This window comes from Rhodanobacter soli (assembly GCF_039523495.1).
In the GTDB taxonomy this organism is placed as follows: domain Bacteria; phylum Pseudomonadota; class Gammaproteobacteria; order Xanthomonadales; family Rhodanobacteraceae; genus Rhodanobacter; species Rhodanobacter soli.
This window is the reverse complement of sequence record NZ_BAAAFK010000001.1, coordinates 2,390,501-2,410,257: the sequence shown is the minus strand read 5'-3', so window position 1 is coordinate 2,410,257 and position 19,757 is coordinate 2,390,501. Positions and strand designations below refer to the sequence as shown.

Genomic DNA, 19,757 nt, shown 5'->3' with positions numbered 1-19,757 from the left:
CGCGTCGCGCTGACGCTCAGAGCCTGCCACGGGACTCGATCCGGAGGCGGATGGAGGTGGGGTCCAGGTCGAGATTCGGCCTCAAATTCAGATCGCGCCGTGCGCGAATGGCAGCAGACGCGAGTCCCATCGCCGCGGATTTCACATCGCGGCACGATTAGTGCTGGTGCCGCAACTATCATTCGTAGGGTCGTTGCCTTGATGATGACCATTGAAGTGCCGATGCAACAACGCGCATCGGCATCCACGTTGCGCCGGCAGTACTGCCGAGTTTGTTCGTAAAAATCAGGGGATCTGTTTATGAATCGTTGCTACCGTCTGGTCTGGAACCGGGCGTGTCAGGTGTTTGTGGTGGCCTCTGAGGTTTCGCACGGACGTGGCAAGGCGGGTCGCACGGTCCGCGCGCGCCATCTGGCATGGCTGGCGGCGCTGCCGTTGAGTCTGTCACCGATGCTGGGCATGGCGGCCGCACCGGTGGCCATAAGCGCCGCGATGCCGATGCCGCGGATGGCATTGCCCACGCCGCCTGTCGCGACAGCCATCGTCAGCAGCACAGCCAGCCCCAGCGGTGGGCAAGTCACTGTTGGCAGCGGCAACATCAGCCAGAGCGGCCTGACCACCACCATCAACCAGCATAGCCAGAACCTGTCGCTGAACTGGCAGAGCTTCAACATCGGCGCGGACAGCACAGTCAATTTCGTGCAACCCAACGCGCAGTCCATTGCGGTCAACCGCATCGCCGACGCCAATGGCAGCGTGATCCTCGGCCGCTTGAACGCGAACGGCCAGGTGTTCCTGATCAACCCCAACGGCGTGCTGTTCGGGCAGGGCGCGCAGGTGAATGTCGGCGGCCTGGTTGCCTCCACCCTGGACATCGATGACGGCCAACTGGCCGGCGGCACGCGCCATTTCGGCGGCAACGACAGCGGTCGTGGCAGCGTCGTCAACCGGGGCACGATAAACGCCGCGAAGGGTGGCTATGTCGCCCTGTTGGGGCCGCAAGTGACCAATCAGGGCACGCTCAATGCGCCCGGCGGCACCGTAGCGCTGGCCGGCGGCAACGCGGTCACGCTCAGTTTCGACGGCAACCGTCTGCTCAGCCTGCAGGTGGACAAGAGCACGCTGAACGCGCTGGCCGACAACCGGCAGTTGATCGTCGCCGACGGTGGCCAGGTGCTGATGAGTGCTGGCGCGAAAGATTCGCTGCTGGCCAGCGTAGTCAACAACAGCGGCACCATCCAGGCGCAGACGGTCGAAAACCGCGCCGGAAAAATCGTGCTGCTCGGTGGCATGGCCGCCGGCACCACACAGGTTGCCGGCACGCTGGATGCGTCGGCACCGAATGGCGGCAACGGCGGTTTCATCGAAACCTCGGCCGCGTACGTCGATGTGGCCAACGACGCCAACGTCACGACGCTTGCGGCTTCCGGTCAGATCGGCAAATGGCTGATCGACCCCAATGATTTCACCATCGCCAGCAGTGGAGGCAACATGACCGGCGCAGCCGTGAGTGGTGCGCTTGCCAGCAACGATTTTGAAATCGCGACAGCGTCCATGGGTACGGCGGGCGGCCATGGCGATATTTTCGTCAACGACACGGTGAGCTGGAGTGGCAACACGTTCACGCTCAATGCCGAACGCAACATCGCCATCAATGCGCCACTGCTCGGCTCCGGCACTGGCAAGCTGGCACTGAAATACGGCCAGGGCGCCGTCGCCGCTGCCAACACGGCCACCTATCAGATCGATGCGCCCGTGGATCTCGCGGAAGGCAACAACTTCAGCACATTGCTGGGTAGCGACGGCGTGGTGGTGCCGTACCAGGTCATCACTCGCCTGGGCGCGGAGGGTTCGGCTACCGGCGCCGACCTGCAGGGCGTCGGTGGCAACCTGGCCGGCAATTACGCGCTCGGTGCGAACATCGACGCCAGCGCCACCAGCAGTTGGAACGGTGGCGCCGGTTTTGATCCGATCGGCGGCAGCGGCACCAATTTCAGTGGCGCTTTCGACGGCCTCGGACACACCATATCCACGCTGACCGTCAATCGCCCGAGCGAAAATGAAGTTGGCCTGTTCGCGCAAACGTCGAACGCGGATATTCGCAATGTTGGCCTGCCTGGCAGCAACATCACGGGTCGGACCTACGTCGGTGCCCTGGTGGCGAATAGTCAAGGCGGCACAACCACGAACGCATGGTCCAGTGGAGCTGTCGGCGGCTATTCCTGGGTCGGCGGTCTGATTGGTCTCCACAACGGTGGCTACGTCACCCAGGCGCATTCATCCGCGGAAGTGGTCGGAACGTCCCAATTGGTAGGAGGGTTGATCGGGCAGGCGCGTTTTTATGGAGCCGTTTCCGACTCCTATGCCACGGGCAATGTAAGCGCAAGCGGCGCGACCAATGTCGGTGGTTTGATCGGACAGCTTCGGGCGGTTGAACTGTCCGACAGTTATGCAACAGGTGCGGTTACGGGAGGCTCCCAGGTGGGCGGCCTGATCGGTTTTATCGATTTCTTCAGTGGGAGGGGGACGACCACGGGATCGTATGCCACGGGTGCGGTCAGTGGCGATTATTACGTTGGTGGCCTGGTCGGAGTCAGTTCGGGAGCCATCGTCGCATCGTATGCCTCTGGTGCGGTCAGCGGCAGTGATGTGGTTGGAGGGCTGGTCGGAGACAATTATGGGTCTATCACCAATAGTTATTGGGATAGCTACAGCAGCGGTCAATCGGAGAGTGTTTACGGCTACGTCGATCCCGGCACCACAGCCGTTACCAGCGATCCGAGCCAATCCGGTGCCGTTGACTACGCCTTCAGGCAAAGCGCTTACACCGGCTTTGATTTCACTCCAGGCACGGGTGCATGGTTCATGCTCGATGGTGGTACCCGGCCGTTCCTGCAGTCCGAATACAGCACCACCATCCGCAACACACACCAATTGCAGTTGATGGCGATGAACCTCGGGGCCAGTTACACGTTGGGGAGCAACATCGACGCCGCGGTTACAGGATCCGTCGCCGGGGTTGGTTCCGATATGTGGAGCAGCAGCGGTTTTGTGCCGATTGGCAATAGCGGCACCAAATTCACCGGCACGTTTGACGGGCAGGGACACACCATCAGCAACCTGACAATCAACTTGCCTGCGACGCAGTATGTGGGGCTATTCGGTTGGACCATGGGAAGCACCATCCGCAACGTCGGATTGGTCGATGGCAGTGTGACGGGCAAGGATGCTGTCGGCGGACTGGTTGGATCCAACAACGGCAGCATCAGCACGAGCTATAACACCGGGACCGTGACCGCAACGGGCAATGCTGCAGGTGGACTGGTTGGTGCAAACGGCGACGACATCTATAGCGCGATAGACAATAGCTACGCGACGGGCGCGGTAACGGGGAACGGCACCAACGTCTATCTTGGCGGATTGTCTGGGGTGCTCCACTACGGTGATATCAACAACAGCTATGCCACCGGGGACGTGATCAATGGAGCGGATACCATTGGCGGATTGGTGGGCTTCGTCTACAGCGCCTCCCTCCGCAATAGTTATTCGACTGGAGCGGTAACGGGAACTTCGAATGTCGGTGGACTGGTGGGCATTAGTTTTAGCGCCATCACCAACAGTTACTGGAACACTACCGCCAATGCCGGACTGCCCGGTATCGGCAGCGGCAATACAACCGGCGCGACCGGCTTGACCACGGCCGAAATGATGCAGCTGGCCAGCTTCAGTAACCTGGATATCGCCAATACGGGTGGCAGCAACGCCGTCTGGCGCATCTACGAAGGCCACACCACACCGTTGCTGCGCAGTTTCATGACGAATCTGTCCGTCACCACCAATGATGTCACTACAACCTATAACGGCACTGCATTTTCTGGCAGTACCGACTACACGTTCGGCGCACTGAACCCGAGCCAATGGCTGCCATCAAGCAGCATCAATTCCGGCCTGCTATCCGGCACCGCCAATACCACCGCCCCGGCCATCAACGCCGGCAGCTATGCCCTGGACAGCGGCCTGTATTCCGGTCAGATGGGTTACGACATCATGTTTACCGGCGGCGCCCTGACCATCAATCCGGCGGCGCTGACGATCTCCAGCAGCGACGTCAGCAAAACCTACGACGGCACCGCCGCCGCCAGCGGCACGCTCATCATCAGCAACGGCATGCTGTTCGGCGGCGACAGCCTCAGCGGCGGCAGCTTCAGCTTTGCCGACAAGAACGCCGGCACCGGCAAACACGTCACCGTCTCCGGCGTCACCGCGAACGATGGCAACGGCGGCGGCAACTATGCCATCAGCTACATCGACAACATCACCAGCACCATCCTCGCCAAGGCCATCACCAGCGTCGCCGGCCTCGGTGCCTTCAACAAGATCTATGACGGCAACACCAGCGCCACGCTCGACCTCAGCGGAACCTTGTTCGCCGGCATTATCGCTGGCGATGACCTCAGCGTGGGCACCGCCACCGCCAACTTCAGCGACAAGAACGCGGCCATCGGCAAGACCGTCACCATCAACGGCATCACCCTGGCCGGGGACGACGCCGGCAATTACCTTCTGGCCGACACCAGCGCCGGCACCACCGCGAACATCAGCCAACTCGGCATCACCGTCAACGCGACCGGCAGCGACAAGGTCTACGACGGCACGACGGCGGATGTGGTCGCGCTGGCCAGTGCCGGCGTGTTGTCAGGTGACGTGGTGAGCTTCACCGGCACCGGCAGCTTCGCCGACAAGCATGTCGGTACCGCGAAGGTAGTCAGCGTCAGTGACATCGCCGCCAGCGGCGCCGACGTCGGCAACTACAGCTACAACGCCACGGCGAGCACGACGGCTGATATCAGCCAGCTCGGCATCAGGGTCGATGCCACCGGTACCGACCGCATCTACGACGGCAGCACCGCCGATGCGGTGAGCCTGGCCAGCAGCGGCATCCTTGCCGGCGACACCGTGGTCTTCACCGGCACCGGCAGCTTCGCCGACAAGCACGTCGGTACCGCGAAGGTAGTCAGCGTCAGTGACATCGCCGCCAGCGGCGCCGATGCCGGCAACTACAGCTACAACACCGCCGCCGGTACCACCGCCGATATCACGCCCGCCACGTTGACCTATCGTGCGGATGGCGCCTTCTTCTGGACCGGCCAGATTCCGGGCGATCTGGGTGGCGCGGTGACCGGTCTGGTCGGGGGCGATACGCTGATCGATGCCACCGACGGGACGCTGATATGGAGTACGCCAGCGACCTCGGCCAGTCCGGCCGGACAGTACGCGATCGACGGCAGCGGCTTGTCCGCAGTCAACTATGTATTTGTGCAGGCACCGGGCAATGCCATGGCGCTGCGGGTGGCCAATAGCAGCGTGCCCGCCGTCGTCGGCGCCGTCGTGGCCGGCTTGCAACAGGACGAGGTGGCGCCGGACAGCGGCGTGGCCACGCGGCGTGCGCCGGATGTACGCGTCGTCGGCGGCGGGGTACGTCTGCCGTGAACCTTTCCCTCCGCCCGTTATCCGCCCACCGCAAGGATCGCCGCATGTCTGTGTCTTCCCGCTTCCATCTCTCGCCGCTGGCGCTGGCCTTGGTCGCCTTGCCACTGGGCGCGCTGGCGCAGGCGATTCCCAACAGCGGCCAGATCCTGCAGCAAGTGCAGCCGAAGCCGTCGGAGCGACCCCAGGCCAAACCGGGCCTGGCGATCGAATCGCCAGCCTCGTCCACCGCCGTCGACAGCACGCCGTTCGTGGTGACGCACCTGCAGCTCGATGGCAACACTGTCTTCGACAGCGCCACCCTGCACGCGCTGGTTGCTGATGGGGAAGGGCGCACGCTGACCCTGACCGAACTCAACACATTGGCGCAGCGCATCACCGACTACTACCACGCCCACGGCTATCCGCTGGCGCGCGCGCTGGTGCCGGCGCAGACGCTGAGCGATGGCACCGTGCATATCACCGTGGTCGAGGCACGTTACGACCAGGTGCAACTGGACAACCGCAGCCGCGTCAGCGACGGTCTGTTGCGCGCCACGTTGTCGCCGTTGCGCTCTGGCGATGTGGTGACGCAGTCACCGCTCGATCGCAGCCTGCTGTTGCTCGGCGAACTGCCGGGCGTTTCACCGCGCGCCACGCTCAGTCCTGGCGCTGCCGCCGGTACCTCGACCTTGGGTGTGGTCGCCGATGCCACGCCTCTGATGCAGGGCAACCTGGTCGTGGACGATGCCGGCAGCCGTTACACCGGTCGTATGCGCGTGGGCGGTAACCTCGACATCAACAGCCCGCTGCATCACGGCGACCAGCTCAATCTCAGCGCGTTCACCGCCGGTCACGGCATGCGCTACGGACGGCTGGGTTATCAGTACACCCTCAATGGTCAAGGCACCCGCTTGGGCGTGGCGTACTCGGCACTGGCCTATGCGCTGGGTGGCCCGCTGGATGCGCTGGATGCGCACGGCACCGCGCAGGTCGCCAGTGCATGGCTGGCGCAGCCGCTGCTGCGTACCCGCAGCAGCAGTATGGACGTCCGTTTGCAATTTGACCGCAAGCAACTGCGCGATCGCATCGATACCACCGCACTGCGCAATGATCGCCACAGCAATCACTGGACGGCCAGCGTGTATGGTCAGCGCAGCGACGACCTGGCCGGTGGCGGCTTCACCAGCGCCAACCTCAGCCTCGGTCATGGTCAGCTCGGTTTCGATCAGGGTGCTGCCGCGGCGGCTGCCGCCGATGCCGCAACCGCACGTACCCAGGGCAGCTACACGCACTGGAACGCCAGCCTCGCGCGACTGCAGTCGCTGAGCGCCGGCACGCGTCTGTACGCGAGCGTCAGCGGCCAGCACAGCAACCGCAACCTCGATACTTCCGAGCAGTTCCTGCTAGGCGGCCCGGGTAGCGTACGCGGCTACGACGTCGCCAGCGTGGCCGGCTCCAGTGGCTGGCTGGGCACCCTGGAGCTGCGCCACGATCTCAACTGGGGTTGCGCCGGCCGCTGCGAAGGCAGCGTGTTTGTCGACCACGGCAGCTTGCGCATCAATGCCGATCCCTGGGCCGCCGGGCGCAACCGCGTCGATCTCCACAGCGCCGGTGTGGGCTTCAGCTGGATCGGCACGCGGGCCTGGCAGGCGCAGGTGCAACTGGCCGCGCCTCTGGGCACCGCACCGACCCTGCTGGGCAAGCGCAGCTCGGCGCGGTTGTGGTTGCAGGTGGCCAAGGGGTTCTGAGCCGGTCGCCCCGCCCCGGACGCTCGCGAGGACAGAACAGTCCATCGGTTCCTGTCGGGTGACGCAGCGTAGGCCGGCAGCCTGTGCCGCCCTCGCCATGCGTTCATCGCCTTGCATCATTCCTGACTGCGGCCGTCCGGATTGTCCTCGGTCTGGATCTTGCGCTTGTGCAGCTCCAGTACCAGCGGGGTCAACTCGGCGATGCGCGCCTGGATGCGCACCCGCGCGTAGTAATCCAGGTCGTCGCGCTTGAGCAGGCGCTTGAGTTGCTCCATCGCATCGAACGGCCGGCCGGAGTAGTAGCTGGCATCGGCGAACGCCTCGCCGGCACGCACGCTGTCGCCGGCCTTGTCGCTGGCGCGTGCGTAGGTGCTGTAGATCTCCGGCTCGCTGGCATTGTCCAGCAAGGGCCGCAGCAGGTTGGCAGCGAGATGGGCCTGTTCCTTGTCGCCGCCGGCGGTGAGTGCCTTGGCGTAGGCGAGCGCGACGGCGCGATTGCGTGGGGACTGGGTGTTGAGCGCGGCATACGTCGCCAGGGCCGCGGCGCGCTGCCCGGCCTGCAGACGGGCGTCGGCCAGCGCCAGCTTCAGGATCAGGCTTTCCGGGTGGGCTTGCAGCAACGGCTGCAACTGCTCGATCGCCGCGGTGCCGCGGCCGCTGCGGGTGAGCGCCAGCGCGTAGCCATAGTGGTTCGCCGGCGTGTCGAAGTCCTGCCGGGCCTGCAGGCTGGCGCTGTAGTAGGTGGCCAGCTTGGTCGCATCGCCGGCCAGCACGCGAACGCGCTCGCGCATCAGGGCGTAGCTGTCCAGGTGGCCGCGGGCGGGTGGCTGGAACAGCGTGGCGGGGTCCTTCACGAACGCGATCGGTGCGGTGTTCTTCTCCCACTGCAACTTGTCCATGATGCTGCCGGAGGGGCGCAGCTTCTGCGCGGCGATCAGCGCGTCGGCGCGCGCCTTCGCGTCGCTGATCCGCATCGTCGTTACCGGGTGCGTCTGCAGCAGGGCCGGCACGTCCTCGCCACCGGCGCCGGCGCTCATGACGTCCTGCATGCGCTGGAAGAAGCCGGCCATCGCGTTCGGGTCGAAGCCGGCCTTGGCCAGCGTCTGGATGCCGACGCGGTCGGCTTCGATCTCGTCCTTGCGGGTGAAGTTGATCGACTTCTGCGCGATCAGGCCCTGGCCGCCGGCCAGCACCGCCATCGGCGCGTCGCCGCTGTGGCTGCTGGCGCCGGCGGCGATCGCGCCCAGCAGCACCAGCGCCATCAGCGGCGCATCCTTCTTCGAATCCTCGAACGCGCGCTGCAGGTGATTCTGGGTGATGTGGCCGATCTCGTGCGCGACCACGCCGGCCAGCTCGCTCTCGTCGCGGGTGATCGTCATCAGCCCGGCGTTCACCGCGATGTAGCCGCCGGGTGCGGCGAACGCGTTGATTTCCTGGTCCCTGACGATGAAGAACGCGAAGTGTTCCTTCGGCTTGTCGCTGCTGGCGACCAGCCGGTAGCCGAGGTCGTTGACGTAGTCGTCCAGCAGCGGGTCGTCCACCACCATGTCCAGCGCACGCATCTGGCGCAGCATGGAGGCGCCGTAATCCTGCGCTTCCTGCGGCGAGATCAGCGCGTTCGCCGAACTGCCCAGGTCGGGCAGGCGCACGTCCTGCTGGGCGCCGGCGGCGCAAGCCAGTCCGGCGGTGATCAGCGCCGTCAGCAGGCGCGGTGCGAGTCGTCGTGGTGCCATGCTCATCAGGTGGGTGACAATAGCATTGTGACCGTGGCCTGCCGTGTCGGTTCCGCTTGAGCTGCCGGCGCGCGACCCCATTTGATGATGGCCTTTCCCAAGTTGCGGAGTGTCGTGATGCCCAAGATCGAGGTCTATTCCACCGTGGCGTGCCCGTACTGCGTGGCGGCCAAGAACCTGCTCAAGTCCAAGGGGCTGGAGTGGACCGAGGTGCGCATCGACACCGACGCGACGCAACGCGACGCGATGCTGGCGCGCAGCGGCGGCCGCCGCACGGTGCCGCAGATCTTCGTCAACGACCAACACGTGGGCGGCTACGACGACCTCGTGGCCGCCGACCGCAGCGGCAAGCTGGCCGCGTTGCTGGAGCAGGTGGCATGAGCGACAAGCTTGCCGAATTCACCGCATTCCGCCAGCGCATGAACGAGCGCATCCTGGCCGAGGACAACCAGGTCGTGCGGCGCTTTTTCGCGCTGGACACGCAGACCTACAAGGCCGGCGCGCTGGACGTGAAGACCAAGGAGATGCTGGGCCTCGTCGCTTCGATGGTGCTGCGCTGCGACGACTGCATCAGCTACCACGTGGCGCAGTGCAAGGACGCCGGCGTGCAGCGCGACGAGTTTTTCGAGGTATTCAGCGTGGGCCTGGTGGTGGGCGGCTCGATCGTGATCCCGCACCTGCGCCGCGCGGTGGACCTGCTCGACCAGCTCGAATCGGATGCCGGGAACGCCCCGGCCGCCTGCGCCGACCACGCCTGAGCGCCGCTGCCACGGCCGCCTGAAACGCGGCCGCCTGCGGCTTTTTGCCATGCTGCGTGCGAGTATTTTCAACGTCTTGCGGGGCGTTCGCCCTGTTCGCGCGGGGGCTTATCGGCGATAATTGACCGGTTTCGGCACGTACTCATCCCCATGCGTGCGCGCCGCCTGCAGGTTTTCGTTTCAAGGAGTTCCCCCATGAGCAAGACGATTGCCGTGATCCCCGGCGACGGCATCGGCCCGGAGATCATGACTGCCACGCTGCGCGTGCTCGACGCGCTGGACTGCGGCCTTTCCTACGACTTCGTCGACGCCGGCATGGTCGCGCTGGACAAGCACGGCGACCTGCTGCCCAAGGCCACGCTGGACAAGATCGCCGAGCACAAGGTGGCGCTGAAGGGCCCGCTGACCACGCCGATCGGCGGTGGCTTCACCTCGGTCAACGTCACCTTGCGCCGCCATTTCGACCTGTACGCGAATGTGCGTCCGGCGGTGAGCTTCCCCGGCACCAAGTCGCGCTACGAGAACATCGACATCATCACCGTGCGCGAGAACACCGAAGGCGCGTACCGCTCCGAGGGGCAGACCCTGTCCGCCGACGGCGAGATCGCCGAGTCGGTCGCACGCAACACGCGCAGGGGCAGCAGCCGGATCGTGCGCTACGCGTTCGAGCTGGCGGTGAAGAAGGGCCGCAAGAAGGTCACCGCGGTGCACAAGGCGAACATCCTGAAGACCAGCTCGGGCCTGTTCCTCAACGTGGCGCGCGAGATCGCGAAGGAATACCCGCAGATCGAGTTCAACGAGATGATCGTGGACAACACCTGCATGCAGCTGGTGATGAAGCCCGAGCAGTTCGACGTGATCGTCACCACCAACCTGTTCGGCGACATCCTGTCCGACCTGTGCGCCGGTCTGGTCGGCGGCCTCGGCCTGGCCCCGGGCGACAACATCGGCGAGCACGCGGCGATCTTCGAGGCGGTGCACGGCTCGGCGCCGGACATCGCCGGCAAGGGCATCGCCAATCCGTGCGCGCTGCTGCTGGCCGCGGCCGACATGCTCGACTACCTGGACATGGTGGCCAAGGGCGACCGGCTGCGCCGGGCGATCCGCGACACCATGACCAACGACCGCGACAGCGTGACGCCGGACTTGGGCGGCAAGGGCAGCACCGACAGCTTCGCCGATGCGATCGTGAAACGCCTCGCCGCCTGAGTGGGTGCGAGTCAACAAAAAAAGCCGCGGTCGCTCCGCGGCTTTTTTGTTGGGTCAGGCGTGACCGGGTGATCTGGACGGCATGGTCGATTCAGTGCTTCGCCGGCTTGTAGCTGCCCACGTCCGCTCGTGACGGTATGGCGATGCGGTTCCAGCTGTTGATCAGGATGACCGCCATGTTGAGGTCGATCAACTCGGCCTCGTCGAACTCGGCGCGGGCCTGCTCGTAGACGTCGTCGGGCACTCCATGGATCGGGTCGAGCCGGGTCACCGCCTCGCACCAGGCCAGCGCGGCACGTTCGCGCGCGCTGTAGAACGGCGCCTCGCGCCAGGCCTGCAGCACGTACAGGCGCTGTTCGGTCTCGCCGGCGGCGCGGGCGTCCTTGCTGTGCATGTCCAGACAGTAGGCGCAGCCGTTGAGCTGCGAGGCACGCATCAGCACCAGTTCGATCAGGTTTTGTTCCAGGCCGCAGTTCCTGACGTATTCGCCCAGGGCGAGCAGCGGCTTGATGGCGTCGGGGCGCCTGGTGACATTGAAACGGGACATGGGGTTCTCCGTGGGGGGCGGCCGGGGCGGCCGTTCAATGCAAGGACGTGGGCGTCGTCGATTTCGTGACAGCGGCCAGCCGGGCGAGCTTGCCGGGGTGGCGCAGGGCGTGCACCGCGGTGATGCGTTCGCCGTCGTCGTCGATCCAGCTGGCCGAGATCAGCGTGTCGCCATGCCAGCCGAGCAGGGCCGGCGTGCCGTTGAGCTGGCGGATCTCGTGGCGCACGCCGCCGTACCGCTGCTGCTGCAGCGCAATCTGCATGTACAACCGGGCCAGCCGCTCGGCGCCGTGCAACGGGTGCAGGGTGGCCCGCGCCAGGCCGCCGCCGTCGGAAACGCTCATGGCATCTTCGGCAAACAGGGCGCGCAGCGTGGGCATGTCGGGCTGCTGCAGCGCCTGCATGAAGCGTTCGAGCAGGCGCCGCTGGGTGTCGATGTTCGGCATCGCCTGGCGCGGTCGATCCTCGCGCAGCCGCTGCTTCGCCCGATGCACGCGCTGGCGGCAGGCGTCCTCGCTTATCTCCAGCATCGCGGCCGTCTCGGCATGGCTGTAATCGAACACCTCGCGCAGCAGGAAGGCGGCGCGCTCCTCCGCGCTCAGCCGCTCCAGCAGCAGAAGGAAGGTAAGGGTGAGGCTTTCGGCGCGTTCCAGTTGCACCTCGGGCTGCTCGGATTCGGTGGCCAGCGGCTCCGGCAGCCATGGCCCGGGATAGTGCGCGCGTTCGGTCTTGGCGCGACGCAGGCGATCGAGTGCGATGCGCGTGGTCACGGTGACCAGCCAGGCCTCCGGGTCGTCCAGCGCGTCGACATCCTGCGCGTGCCAGCGCAGCCAGGCGTCATGCAACACATCTTCGGCGTCGACGGGCGTGCCGAGCATGCGGTAGGCCAAGCCGAACAGCCGCGAACGATGCTGCTGGAACAGGGCGGTTTGCGGGTCCACGGCGTTCTCCGTTGAGGTCTTCAACAAGGACGCACGGGAATCAGGCGATGTGACCGCTCAGCGAAAGATCGGCCACGGCGCCAGGAAGATCAGCCAGGCCAGCAGCAGGATGCCGACGTACTTGCAGGCCTTGTAAAGCTTCTTGTGGCGACGTTTGAACGCCGCCTTCCATGCGTGCGTGGCGCCCTTGCGCTGGCTCAGCGCGTACAGGCGGTTCACGAAACCGGTCTTCTCCGCTGCGCCGTCATCGTTCGGCGAGGCGGTGATCCTGCCCATGAACGCGCCGACCCGATGGTTGATCGCGCTCATCCAGCGCGTGCGCAGCGGCCGCTCGACGTCGGCGAACAGGATCACCCGGGTCTGGTCGGTCTTGTTCTCCACCCAATGCACGAAAGTCTCGTCGAACACCACGTCCTTGCCGTCGCCCCAGGCATGTTCCTCGCCATCGACGAAGATGCGGCAGTCGCGCGAGTTCGGGGTGATCAGGCCCAGGTGGTAGCGCAGCGAACCGGCGAACGGGTCGCGATGGGGGTTGAGCTTGCTGTTCGGCGCCAGCGTGGCGAACATCGCCGCCTTGATGCCGGGGATGGAGTTGAGCAGTTCCACCGTTTTCGGGCACAGCGCCTCGGCCGAGGCGAGCGGCTCGCCGTACCACTTCAGGTAGAAGCGCTTCCAGCCCTGCTTGAAGAAACTGTTGAAGCTGGCGTCATTGTTCTTCGCCGCGGCGCGGATATAGCCTTCGTCGAACAGATGCATCGCCTCGTCGCGGATGGTCTGCCAGTTCGCCTGCAGCAGGTCGAGCTGCGGGAAGCCGCGGCGGTCGAGGATGGGCCGGGCCGGTACCGCCGAAAAGGCATACATCAGCAGGTTGTACGGCGCGAACACCGCCGAGTGGTCGACCAGCTGGCGGTCGAAACGCAGCCGCACGCGCCCGCGCAGGTGCACCAGCAGCACGCACAACGCGAAGAAGGCAAACAGGGCCAGCAGGACGAGGCGGGGGGTGAGGAGCATGTCGACGCTTGCAACCGTGAAATGACTGTCAGACCGGCATTCTACTCGTTTGACTGCCGCCGTTATCGCGAAGCTGCCACGGCCTTCACCTGCTGCTGCCGGGTCAGCTCGACGTGCTGCTGCGGGCTGATCGGATCTAACACGGGCCGTACGACACCACCCTTGTGGCGCAGCGCGGCAATCATGTTGGCGGCGGGGTAGCGGCCGGCGGCGAGGGCGGCCGTGTCAAGTGTGTGCACGTGGTCAATCCATTCGCGGTCTTCGGCCAGCTGCGGGTCGAAGTTGAAGCCGATCCGCCGTTCGACGAACGGCATGATGGCGCCACCGAAGCTGAAGAACAGCTCGAAATCGAATTCGGCCAGCAGGCAACCCACGACGTCCTGTGCGCGCACGCCCTCGTTGGAATACGCGGCATGATTGATCGGGCGGTAACGCGACGATGCCGTATTGAAATGGCGATCGTGGCGCTTGTTCGCCGGCAGGGTCGCCCATGCTTCCTGCACCACGGTCTCCACGTCCGGCCATAGCTGGTGGCCGTTGCGGCCGACGATGTCGGAGCTGAGCAACACGCCTTGCGCAGCCAGTGAACGGCGCAGCGATCCGCAGAAGGTCTCCAGCTCGGTGACGTGGTGGAAGAACTGGTTGACGATGATCACGTCCTGTACGGGCAGTGCGAACGGCAGGTTGCAGTCGCGCGCCTCGAACGTCATCAGCGCATCGACGCCGCGTTCCTGCGCTGCGGCGGCGGCATGGCGCATCAGCGCGGGATTGAAGTCGAGGCAGGTGATGTGTACCGCGCTGCCGTCTGCGTGCAGTCGTGCAGCCAGTTCGATCTCCATGCCGCATGAGCCGGTGCCGACGCTGAGCACGCGCACGGGTACGTTTGCGCCGGTCGCACTGCGCCGGATGTGATCGAGGAAGAAGCTTTCCGGCGAGCCGATGCCCAGCCGCTGCGCGTCCGGCGCCAGGAAGTGCCCTGACCAGTACGCGAAGATCGGCGGCAGCGTTTCGCCCTGGTATTGCGGGGTGACGCTGAACGCGACGCGCTCGGCCATAGCCAGCAGCCGGCGGCGAGCCGGCGCCGGCAGCGAGCGTGCCAGCCATGCAATGGCGCGCTTGACCGGAAGCCGGTGACGGTAAGCGAAATTCTTCAGCGGCATGGGGTGGCGTCAGTCGGGCATGGCTGGGGGACGGGGCGCGGGAGTGGCGGGGCCTGCCGGCTTGCGACAGGCCCCGCGGCTTGCCACGGCCCTGACGTTACAGCGTCTCCGCCGCGAAATCCGCCAGCCGCGAACGTTCGCCGCGGCGCAGGGTGATGTGTGCCGAGTGCGCCCAGTTCTTGAAGCGGTCCACCGCGTAGGTGAGGCCCGAGGTGGTCTCGGTGAGGTAGGGCGTGTCGATCTGTTCGACGTTGCCGAGGCAGACGATCTTGGTGCCGGGGCCAGCGCGGGTGATCAGGGTCTTCATCTGTTTCGGGGTGAGGTTCTGCGCCTCGTCGATGATCAGGTAGCGGTTGAGGAAGGTGCGCCCGCGCATGAAGTTCAGCGAGCGGATCTTGATGCGCGAGGCGAGCAGGTCGTTGGTGGCCTGGCGGCCCCAGCTGCCGCCGTCCTCGGGGTTGGTGAGTACTTCGAGGTTGTCGGTCAGCGCGCCCATCCACGGCGTCATCTTTTCCTCTTCGGTACCGGGCAGGAAGCCGATATCCTCGCCCACCGAGACGGTGGCGCGGGTCATGATGATCTCGCGGTAGCGCTGCTGGTCCATCACCTGGGCCAGGCCGGCGGCCAGCGCTAGCAGTGTCTTGCCGGTGCCGGCGTTGCCGAGCAGGGTGACGAAATCGACGTCCGGGTCCATCAGCGCGTTGAGTGCGAAATTCTGCTCGCGGTTTCGTGCACCGATGCCCCACACATGGTGGTTCGCGTGCGAGTGATCGTCCAGCAGGACCAGGGTGGCGCTGGTGTCATCGACGTGCAGCACGCGCAGCTCGACCGCATTTTCGCCGGGCAGGTACAGGCACTGGTTGGGGTGCCAGTCATCCTCCTCGCGCCGATTCATTTCATAGAACGTGCGGCCGCGTTCGGTCCACGAGCGCACTTCCGGATGCCGCTCCCAGAAATCTTCCGGCAGCTGGGCGGAGCCGGTGTAGAGCAGGGAGAAATCGTCCAGCGCGCGATCGTTCTCGTAGTCCTCGGCGACGATGCCGTTGATGCTGGCCTTGATCCGGAGGTTGATGTCCTTGGTGACCAGGATGACGTCGCGGCCGGGGTTCTGGTCGCGCAGTTCGATCACCGCCGCCAGAATCTGGTTGTCCGCCTTGGCGTGACCGTTGCTGCTGGTGCGGTGCTGGAAATACAGCCGGCCCACCGAGGCGCCGCGCTTGAGCTTGATGCCTTGCGGGTTGCTCAGCTCGAGCCCGTCGCCGAGGTCGTGCTGCTTGCCCAGTTCGATCAACTCGTTGAGGAAGCGGCTGACCTGGCGGCCGTTGCGCGAGACTTCCGAGGCGCCTTTCTTTTTTTCGTCCAGTTCCTCCAGAACGGTCATCGGGATGAAGACGTCGTGTTCCTCGAAGCGGAACAGCGAGGTCGGGTCATGCAGCAGGACGTTGGTGTCGAGAGCGTAGATGCGCTTGCTTCCGGTCATGCGGAAGTGTCCTCGCTGGTGGGTGGAAGGAACAGGCGGATGGAAGCCATGGACGGCGGGATGGTCACTGGGCGGGGATGGCGTCGAGCACGGCCTGGGCGTGGCCCGGGACTTTCACGCCGCGCCATTCGCGCGCCAGCTTCCCGTCGGGGTCGATCAGGAAGGTGCTGCGCACGATGCCCAGGTGGCGCTTGCCGTACAGCACCTTCTCGTGAATCACGTCGAACGCGTGGCACCAGGTTTCGTCGGCATCGGACACCAGTGGGAACGGCAGCTCCTGTTTTGTGGCGAAGTTGGCGTGCGATTTCGGCGAGTCGCGTGAGACGCCGATGACCTGCGCATGGCGTTCGAGGAAGGCCGGGTAGAGGTCGCGGAAATCCCTGGCTTCGCTGGTGCAGCCGGGCGTCGAGTCCTTGGGGTAGAAATACACCACGAGCCACTGGCCCTTGAGGCTGGCCAGCTTCAGTTCGCTGCCATCGCCGGTGGTGCCTTTCAGCGGGGGCAGCTTCTTGCCGATATCGGGCATGACGGATCCTGCACGGCGGTGCGGCGCCGTGATCGTTGGTGGAAAGCGAAGGGTGACGCGGTTCGGACGAGGGGCGTCATGGCGCCCGGAGCGATCGGCATGAATCGACACGCTGGCTGCAATGCAACGTCCCTCCGGCAGGGTCACGGGCACAGACTAGCGCGGGCGGGGCGGCGGATGACAGTCCTTGTCAGAGGGGCGCGATCGCGCGATGCTCGGGAGACTGCCCGGCTTCAGAATTTGACCGGGTCCATGATCGCGTCGAGGTTCAGGCCGTCGCACAGTTCCAGGAAGTCGTCGCGCAACGCGGCGATATGGATTTCCGCCGGGATGCCGATGGTGAACTGGGCCTGGAACATCTCCGCTCCGGTTTGCATCGCCTGGTAGCGGGTGGAGTTCAGCTGCTCCACGCTGATTCCGTGCTGGCTGAAGAAATCCACGATGCGCGCCACGATGCCAGGCCGGTCGGCCGCCACCACTTCCACCAGGTAGGGCAGCAAATGCGAGCTGTTCTGGCGCGGGCCGGTACGGTAGTGCACCAGCCGCATGCCCTCGTCGCGGGTCAGTTTGGCCAGAGCGGTTTCCAGCTTGGCCAGCGCATCCCACGCGCCGGTGGCCAGCAGCATCAGCGAGATTTCCGTACCGATGGTGGAGACGCGCGACTCGGACAGGTTGCAGCCGGCGTCGGCGATGCGCTTGGCCAGCGCCAGCAGTGGCGATTTGGTCGCCGGGGTGAGCGCGTGGATCAGCAACTGGTTGTCGTTGCCAGAACGCGTGGAGGCGGAAGAAGGGCCGGGGGAAGGTTTCAAAAGGGTCTGCCTGTGGACGTCAGCCCGCGCGACGCGGAGCCATGAGATTACTCCGGTCGAGCTTACTTGCCCGCCTCGCGAGGCGGCAAGTAACATGCGGGGCTTGCCTTGTAGCGGAATCGAGTCTTGAACATTCGCGGTAGCATCTGCGCGCTGGCCACCCCGTTCGCGGCCGACGGTGCACTCGACCTGGATGCGTTCGGCCGGTTGCTCGACCATCAGCTGGCCGGCGGTACCCAGGCACTGGTGGTGGCCGGCTCCACCGGCGAGGCGCACATGCTGGAGCACGACGAGTTCGACCGCCTGCTGGCGTTCGCGCTCGAGCACGTGGCGGGGCGGGTACCGGTGATCGCCGGTACCGGCGAGGCGGGTACCGCCAAGACGGTTGCGCTGACCCGGCGCGCCAGGACCCTGGGTGCCGATGCGGCACTGGTGGTGACGCCGTACTACGTACGCCCGACCCAGGAAGGCCTGCGCCGGCACTTCCTGGAAGTGGCCGAGCACGGCGGCCTGCCGGTACTGCTGTACAACGTGCCGACCCGCACCGGTTGCGACCTGCTGCCGTCGACCGTGGCTGCGCTGCGCGAGCATCCGGCAATCGTCGGAATCAAGGAGGCGCGGGGCGATCGCGAGCGGATTTCGGCGTTGGTGGAACTTGTGCGCGAAGATTTCGTCTATCTGTCCGGCGACGACGGCAGCGCCGGCGAGGCGATGCTGGCCGGGGCGGCCGGCACCATCTCGGTGGTAGCCAACCTGGTGCCGCAGGCGTTCCGTGCCCTGTGCGATGCGGCTACCGTCGGCGACCGGGTGGCGACGGCGCGGTGTCATGCCGCGTTGGAGCCGCTGCTGCAGGCACTCAACTGCGCGCCGAACCCGATCGCGGTCAAGGCTGGTCTGCCTGTTCTGGGGCTGGGACTGGCGCTGCCGAGATTGCCGCTGGTGGAACTGAACGACGGTCCGGATCGCGCCAGATTGCACCAAGCGCTGTCCAGTCTGGCATCCTTGGCGACTGCGGCCGGTTGACGGTTGACTGACTTACTCACGGAATCCGATTACATGAAGAAAACTTCGCTCCTCGTGGCCCTGCCGGCCGTGGCCCTCAGTGGCCTGCTGCTTTCCGGCTGCGGTGCGTTCCGCTCGCACAAGGCGTGGGACACGGCTCAGCAGGAAGCCCCGCTGGAGATCCCGCCGAGCCTCGACCGGCCGTCGACCAGCGACGCGCTGGTGATTCCGCCGCCGGGCGCGAACTTGCCGACTGCCAATGGCGCCACCGCCAGCGTCGGCTCGGCCGGCGGCCAGATCACCGATGGCTTTGTGCTGGCCGATAGTGTCGACAATGCCTATCGCCGGGTCGGCCAGGTGCTGGAAAGCGGCAACCTGGGCGAGGTGGTCGGCCATGATGACGCCACGCGCAGCTACACGCTGAATGTTTCCGACGCCGTGGCACAGCAGAAGAAAAAGGGTTTCTTCGGCCGCCTGTTCGGGCGCGACAAGGGCAGCTCCGCGCGTGCTCCCGGCGCCGGCTCGCACCAGGTGCAGGTCAGCATCAGCGGCAGCGGCACGGCGGCCAGCGAAGTGCGCGCCGAAGGCAATGCCGCGGCCGTCGGCAAGGTGATCGACGCGTTGAAGTCGCGTCTGGGCGGCTGATCCCCGGGCCGCGACACCAAGAAAAACGCCGCCCTCAAGGCGGCGTTCTTTTTTGTCTGGCGGGTGAGCTCAGCGCTGCAGCAGCTCGAGCTTGTCCGGCTTGCCTTCCCATGCCTTGGCGTCGGGCAGGGCATCCTTGCGTTCGGTGATCACCGGCCAGTCCTTTGCCAGTTCGGCATTCAGCGCCACAAACGCTTCCTGGCCGGCCGGCACGTCGTCTTCCGGATAGATCGCATTGATCGGGCACTCCGGTTCGCACAGGGTGCAGTCGATGCACTCGTCCGGGTCGATCACCAAGAAATTGGGGCCTTCATGGAAGGCGTCGACCGGGCAGACCTCGACGCAATCGGTGTACTTGCACTTGATGCAGTTGTCGATGACAACGAAAGTCATGGAGGCAATTCAGCTGTAAAGGAGGCGGTCGGAAGCTCTTGTGAAGAGTGCGGCCATGGATGGCCGCTTCTGAACTGGCCGACGGCCAGCAACCATAAGCGATCGAGGCCCTTCCAGACAACCGCGATCATGGATGATCGCACAGGCAGATGGTGCTCCCTACGAGACTCGAACTCGTGTTCCCGCCTTGAGAGGGCAGTGTCCTGGGCCACTAGACGAAGGGAGCGTTATCCTGCGAGGCGCGCTAGTATAGCGGAATTGTTTCGCCCGGCAATGCTTGGCACGCATCGGCTTGCACCGTTCGAAGCAGACTCCGCCGGTGCACGC

Annotated in this window: 16 protein-coding genes and 1 tRNA gene; 7 read left to right on the top strand and 10 right to left on the bottom strand. The window is 65.4% G+C overall.

All coding sequences use genetic code 11. The features are described 5' to 3' along the window. The first annotated feature begins 300 nt into the window (after positions 1-300). Together ABD024_RS10995 and ABD024_RS10990 are read left to right on the top strand one after the other, a co-directional pair. Entirely contained in the window at positions 301-5,490 is a 5,190-nt protein-coding gene (locus ABD024_RS10995) for a YDG domain-containing protein (protein WP_343852526.1), read from the top strand. Between the two features lie 44 nt (positions 5,491-5,534). Next, on the top strand, positions 5,535-7,217 hold the full coding sequence (locus ABD024_RS10990) for a ShlB/FhaC/HecB family hemolysin secretion/activation protein (RefSeq protein WP_343852524.1): 1,683 nt from the start codon (positions 5,535-5,537) through the stop codon (positions 7,215-7,217). A gap of 116 nt (positions 7,218-7,333) precedes the next feature. On the opposite strand, the gene ABD024_RS10985 is transcribed toward ABD024_RS10990, so the two are convergent. Next, the gene (locus ABD024_RS10985) at positions 7,334-8,956 is read right to left on the bottom strand and encodes a M48 family metalloprotease (RefSeq protein ID WP_343852522.1); all 1,623 of its coding nucleotides are present in this window, start codon (positions 8,954-8,956) and stop codon (positions 7,334-7,336) included. Positions 8,957-9,067: 111 nt separating this feature from the next. Between ABD024_RS10985 and grxC the strand changes: the two genes are divergently transcribed. The 3 genes from grxC to ABD024_RS10970 all read left to right on the top strand — a co-directional run bounded on the left by grxC (position 9,068) and on the right by ABD024_RS10970 (position 10,917). Continuing rightward, positions 9,068-9,331: a glutaredoxin 3 gene (gene grxC / locus ABD024_RS10980; RefSeq protein ID WP_343852520.1), complete on the top strand. Its 264-nt coding sequence runs from the start codon at positions 9,068-9,070 to the stop codon at positions 9,329-9,331. Next, positions 9,328-9,708 carry a carboxymuconolactone decarboxylase family protein gene (locus ABD024_RS10975; RefSeq protein WP_343852517.1) on the top strand — a complete coding sequence of 127 codons (381 nt, stop codon included), beginning with the start codon at positions 9,328-9,330 and terminating at the stop codon, positions 9,706-9,708. Before grxC ends, ABD024_RS10975 begins: the two co-directional genes overlap by 4 nt. A gap of 195 nt (positions 9,709-9,903) precedes the next feature. Next, positions 9,904-10,917: an isocitrate dehydrogenase gene (locus ABD024_RS10970; RefSeq protein WP_343852515.1), complete on the top strand. Its 1,014-nt coding sequence runs from the start codon at positions 9,904-9,906 to the stop codon at positions 10,915-10,917. A 91-nt stretch (positions 10,918-11,008) separates the two neighbouring features. On the opposite strand, the gene ABD024_RS10965 is transcribed toward ABD024_RS10970, so the two are convergent. The 7 genes from ABD024_RS10965 to ABD024_RS10935 all read right to left on the bottom strand — a co-directional run bounded on the left by ABD024_RS10965 (position 11,009) and on the right by ABD024_RS10935 (position 17,390). Beyond that, the gene (locus ABD024_RS10965) at positions 11,009-11,464 is read right to left on the bottom strand and encodes a carboxymuconolactone decarboxylase family protein (RefSeq protein WP_343852513.1); all 456 of its coding nucleotides are present in this window, start codon (positions 11,462-11,464) and stop codon (positions 11,009-11,011) included. Between the two features lie 34 nt (positions 11,465-11,498). After that, positions 11,499-12,404: an RNA polymerase sigma factor SigJ gene (sigJ, locus tag ABD024_RS10960; RefSeq protein WP_343852511.1), complete on the bottom strand. Its 906-nt coding sequence runs from the start codon at positions 12,402-12,404 to the stop codon at positions 11,499-11,501. A 57-nt stretch (positions 12,405-12,461) separates the two neighbouring features. Then, positions 12,462-13,415, bottom strand: coding sequence for an aspartyl/asparaginyl beta-hydroxylase domain-containing protein (locus ABD024_RS10955; RefSeq protein WP_343852509.1), 954 nt, complete (start codon positions 13,413-13,415; stop codon positions 12,462-12,464). A gap of 62 nt (positions 13,416-13,477) precedes the next feature. Continuing rightward, a complete protein-coding gene (locus ABD024_RS10950) occupies positions 13,478-14,575 on the bottom strand; it encodes a class I SAM-dependent methyltransferase (RefSeq protein ID WP_343852507.1) in 1,098 nt (365 codons plus the stop codon). A gap of 97 nt (positions 14,576-14,672) precedes the next feature. Then, positions 14,673-16,055: a PhoH family protein gene (locus ABD024_RS10945; protein ID WP_343852505.1), complete on the bottom strand. Its 1,383-nt coding sequence runs from the start codon at positions 16,053-16,055 to the stop codon at positions 14,673-14,675. A gap of 64 nt (positions 16,056-16,119) precedes the next feature. Then, a complete protein-coding gene (locus tag ABD024_RS10940; RefSeq protein ID WP_343852503.1) occupies positions 16,120-16,581 on the bottom strand; it encodes a peroxiredoxin in 462 nt (153 codons plus the stop codon). A 233-nt stretch (positions 16,582-16,814) separates the two neighbouring features. Beyond that, a complete protein-coding gene (locus tag ABD024_RS10935; protein ID WP_425543141.1) occupies positions 16,815-17,390 on the bottom strand; it encodes a glycine cleavage system transcriptional repressor in 576 nt (191 codons plus the stop codon). 126 nt (positions 17,391-17,516) lie between these two features. On the opposite strand from ABD024_RS10935, the gene dapA reads away from it, so the two are divergent. Beyond that, positions 17,517-18,413: a 4-hydroxy-tetrahydrodipicolinate synthase gene (dapA, locus tag ABD024_RS10930; protein ID WP_343852499.1), complete on the top strand. Its 897-nt coding sequence runs from the start codon at positions 17,517-17,519 to the stop codon at positions 18,411-18,413. A 33-nt stretch (positions 18,414-18,446) separates the two neighbouring features. Beyond that, positions 18,447-19,037, top strand: a complete 591-nt coding sequence (locus ABD024_RS10925; RefSeq protein WP_343852497.1) for a hypothetical protein — start codon at positions 18,447-18,449, stop codon at positions 19,035-19,037. 69 nt (positions 19,038-19,106) lie between these two features. Here the strand turns inward: ABD024_RS10925 and fdxA are convergent, their stop codons facing one another. Then, positions 19,107-19,430: a ferredoxin FdxA gene (gene fdxA, locus ABD024_RS10920; RefSeq protein ID WP_056384867.1), complete on the bottom strand. Its 324-nt coding sequence runs from the start codon at positions 19,428-19,430 to the stop codon at positions 19,107-19,109. 150 nt (positions 19,431-19,580) lie between these two features. Continuing rightward, a tRNA-Glu gene (locus ABD024_RS10915) sits at positions 19,581-19,656 on the bottom strand. Positions 19,657-19,757: the final 101 nt, after the last annotated feature.

Excerpts from the sequence above, each read along its gene's own strand:
- ABD024_RS10995 (WP_343852526.1), top strand. The coding sequence starts at position 301 with ATGAATCGTTGCTACCGTCTGGTCTGGAACCGGGCGTGTCAGGTGTTT.
- ABD024_RS10990 (WP_343852524.1), top strand. The coding sequence starts at position 5,535 with ATGTCTGTGTCTTCCCGCTTCCATCTCTCGCCGCTGGCGCTGGCCTTG.
- ABD024_RS10985 (WP_343852522.1), bottom strand. The coding sequence starts at position 8,956 with ATGAGCATGGCACCACGACGACTCGCACCGCGCCTGCTGACGGCGCTG.
- grxC (WP_343852520.1), top strand. The coding sequence starts at position 9,068 with ATGCCCAAGATCGAGGTCTATTCCACCGTGGCGTGCCCGTACTGCGTG.
- ABD024_RS10975 (WP_343852517.1), top strand. The coding sequence starts at position 9,328 with ATGAGCGACAAGCTTGCCGAATTCACCGCATTCCGCCAGCGCATGAAC.
- ABD024_RS10970 (WP_343852515.1), top strand. The coding sequence starts at position 9,904 with ATGAGCAAGACGATTGCCGTGATCCCCGGCGACGGCATCGGCCCGGAG.
- ABD024_RS10965 (WP_343852513.1), bottom strand. The coding sequence starts at position 11,464 with ATGTCCCGTTTCAATGTCACCAGGCGCCCCGACGCCATCAAGCCGCTG.
- ABD024_RS10955 (WP_343852509.1), bottom strand. The coding sequence starts at position 13,415 with ATGCTCCTCACCCCCCGCCTCGTCCTGCTGGCCCTGTTTGCCTTCTTC.
- ABD024_RS10950 (WP_343852507.1), bottom strand. The coding sequence starts at position 14,575 with ATGCCGCTGAAGAATTTCGCTTACCGTCACCGGCTTCCGGTCAAGCGC.
- ABD024_RS10945 (WP_343852505.1), bottom strand. The coding sequence starts at position 16,055 with ATGACCGGAAGCAAGCGCATCTACGCTCTCGACACCAACGTCCTGCTG.
- ABD024_RS10940 (WP_343852503.1), bottom strand. The coding sequence starts at position 16,581 with ATGCCCGATATCGGCAAGAAGCTGCCCCCGCTGAAAGGCACCACCGGC.
- ABD024_RS10925 (WP_343852497.1), top strand. The coding sequence starts at position 18,447 with ATGAAGAAAACTTCGCTCCTCGTGGCCCTGCCGGCCGTGGCCCTCAGT.
- fdxA (WP_056384867.1), bottom strand. The coding sequence starts at position 19,430 with ATGACTTTCGTTGTCATCGACAACTGCATCAAGTGCAAGTACACCGAT.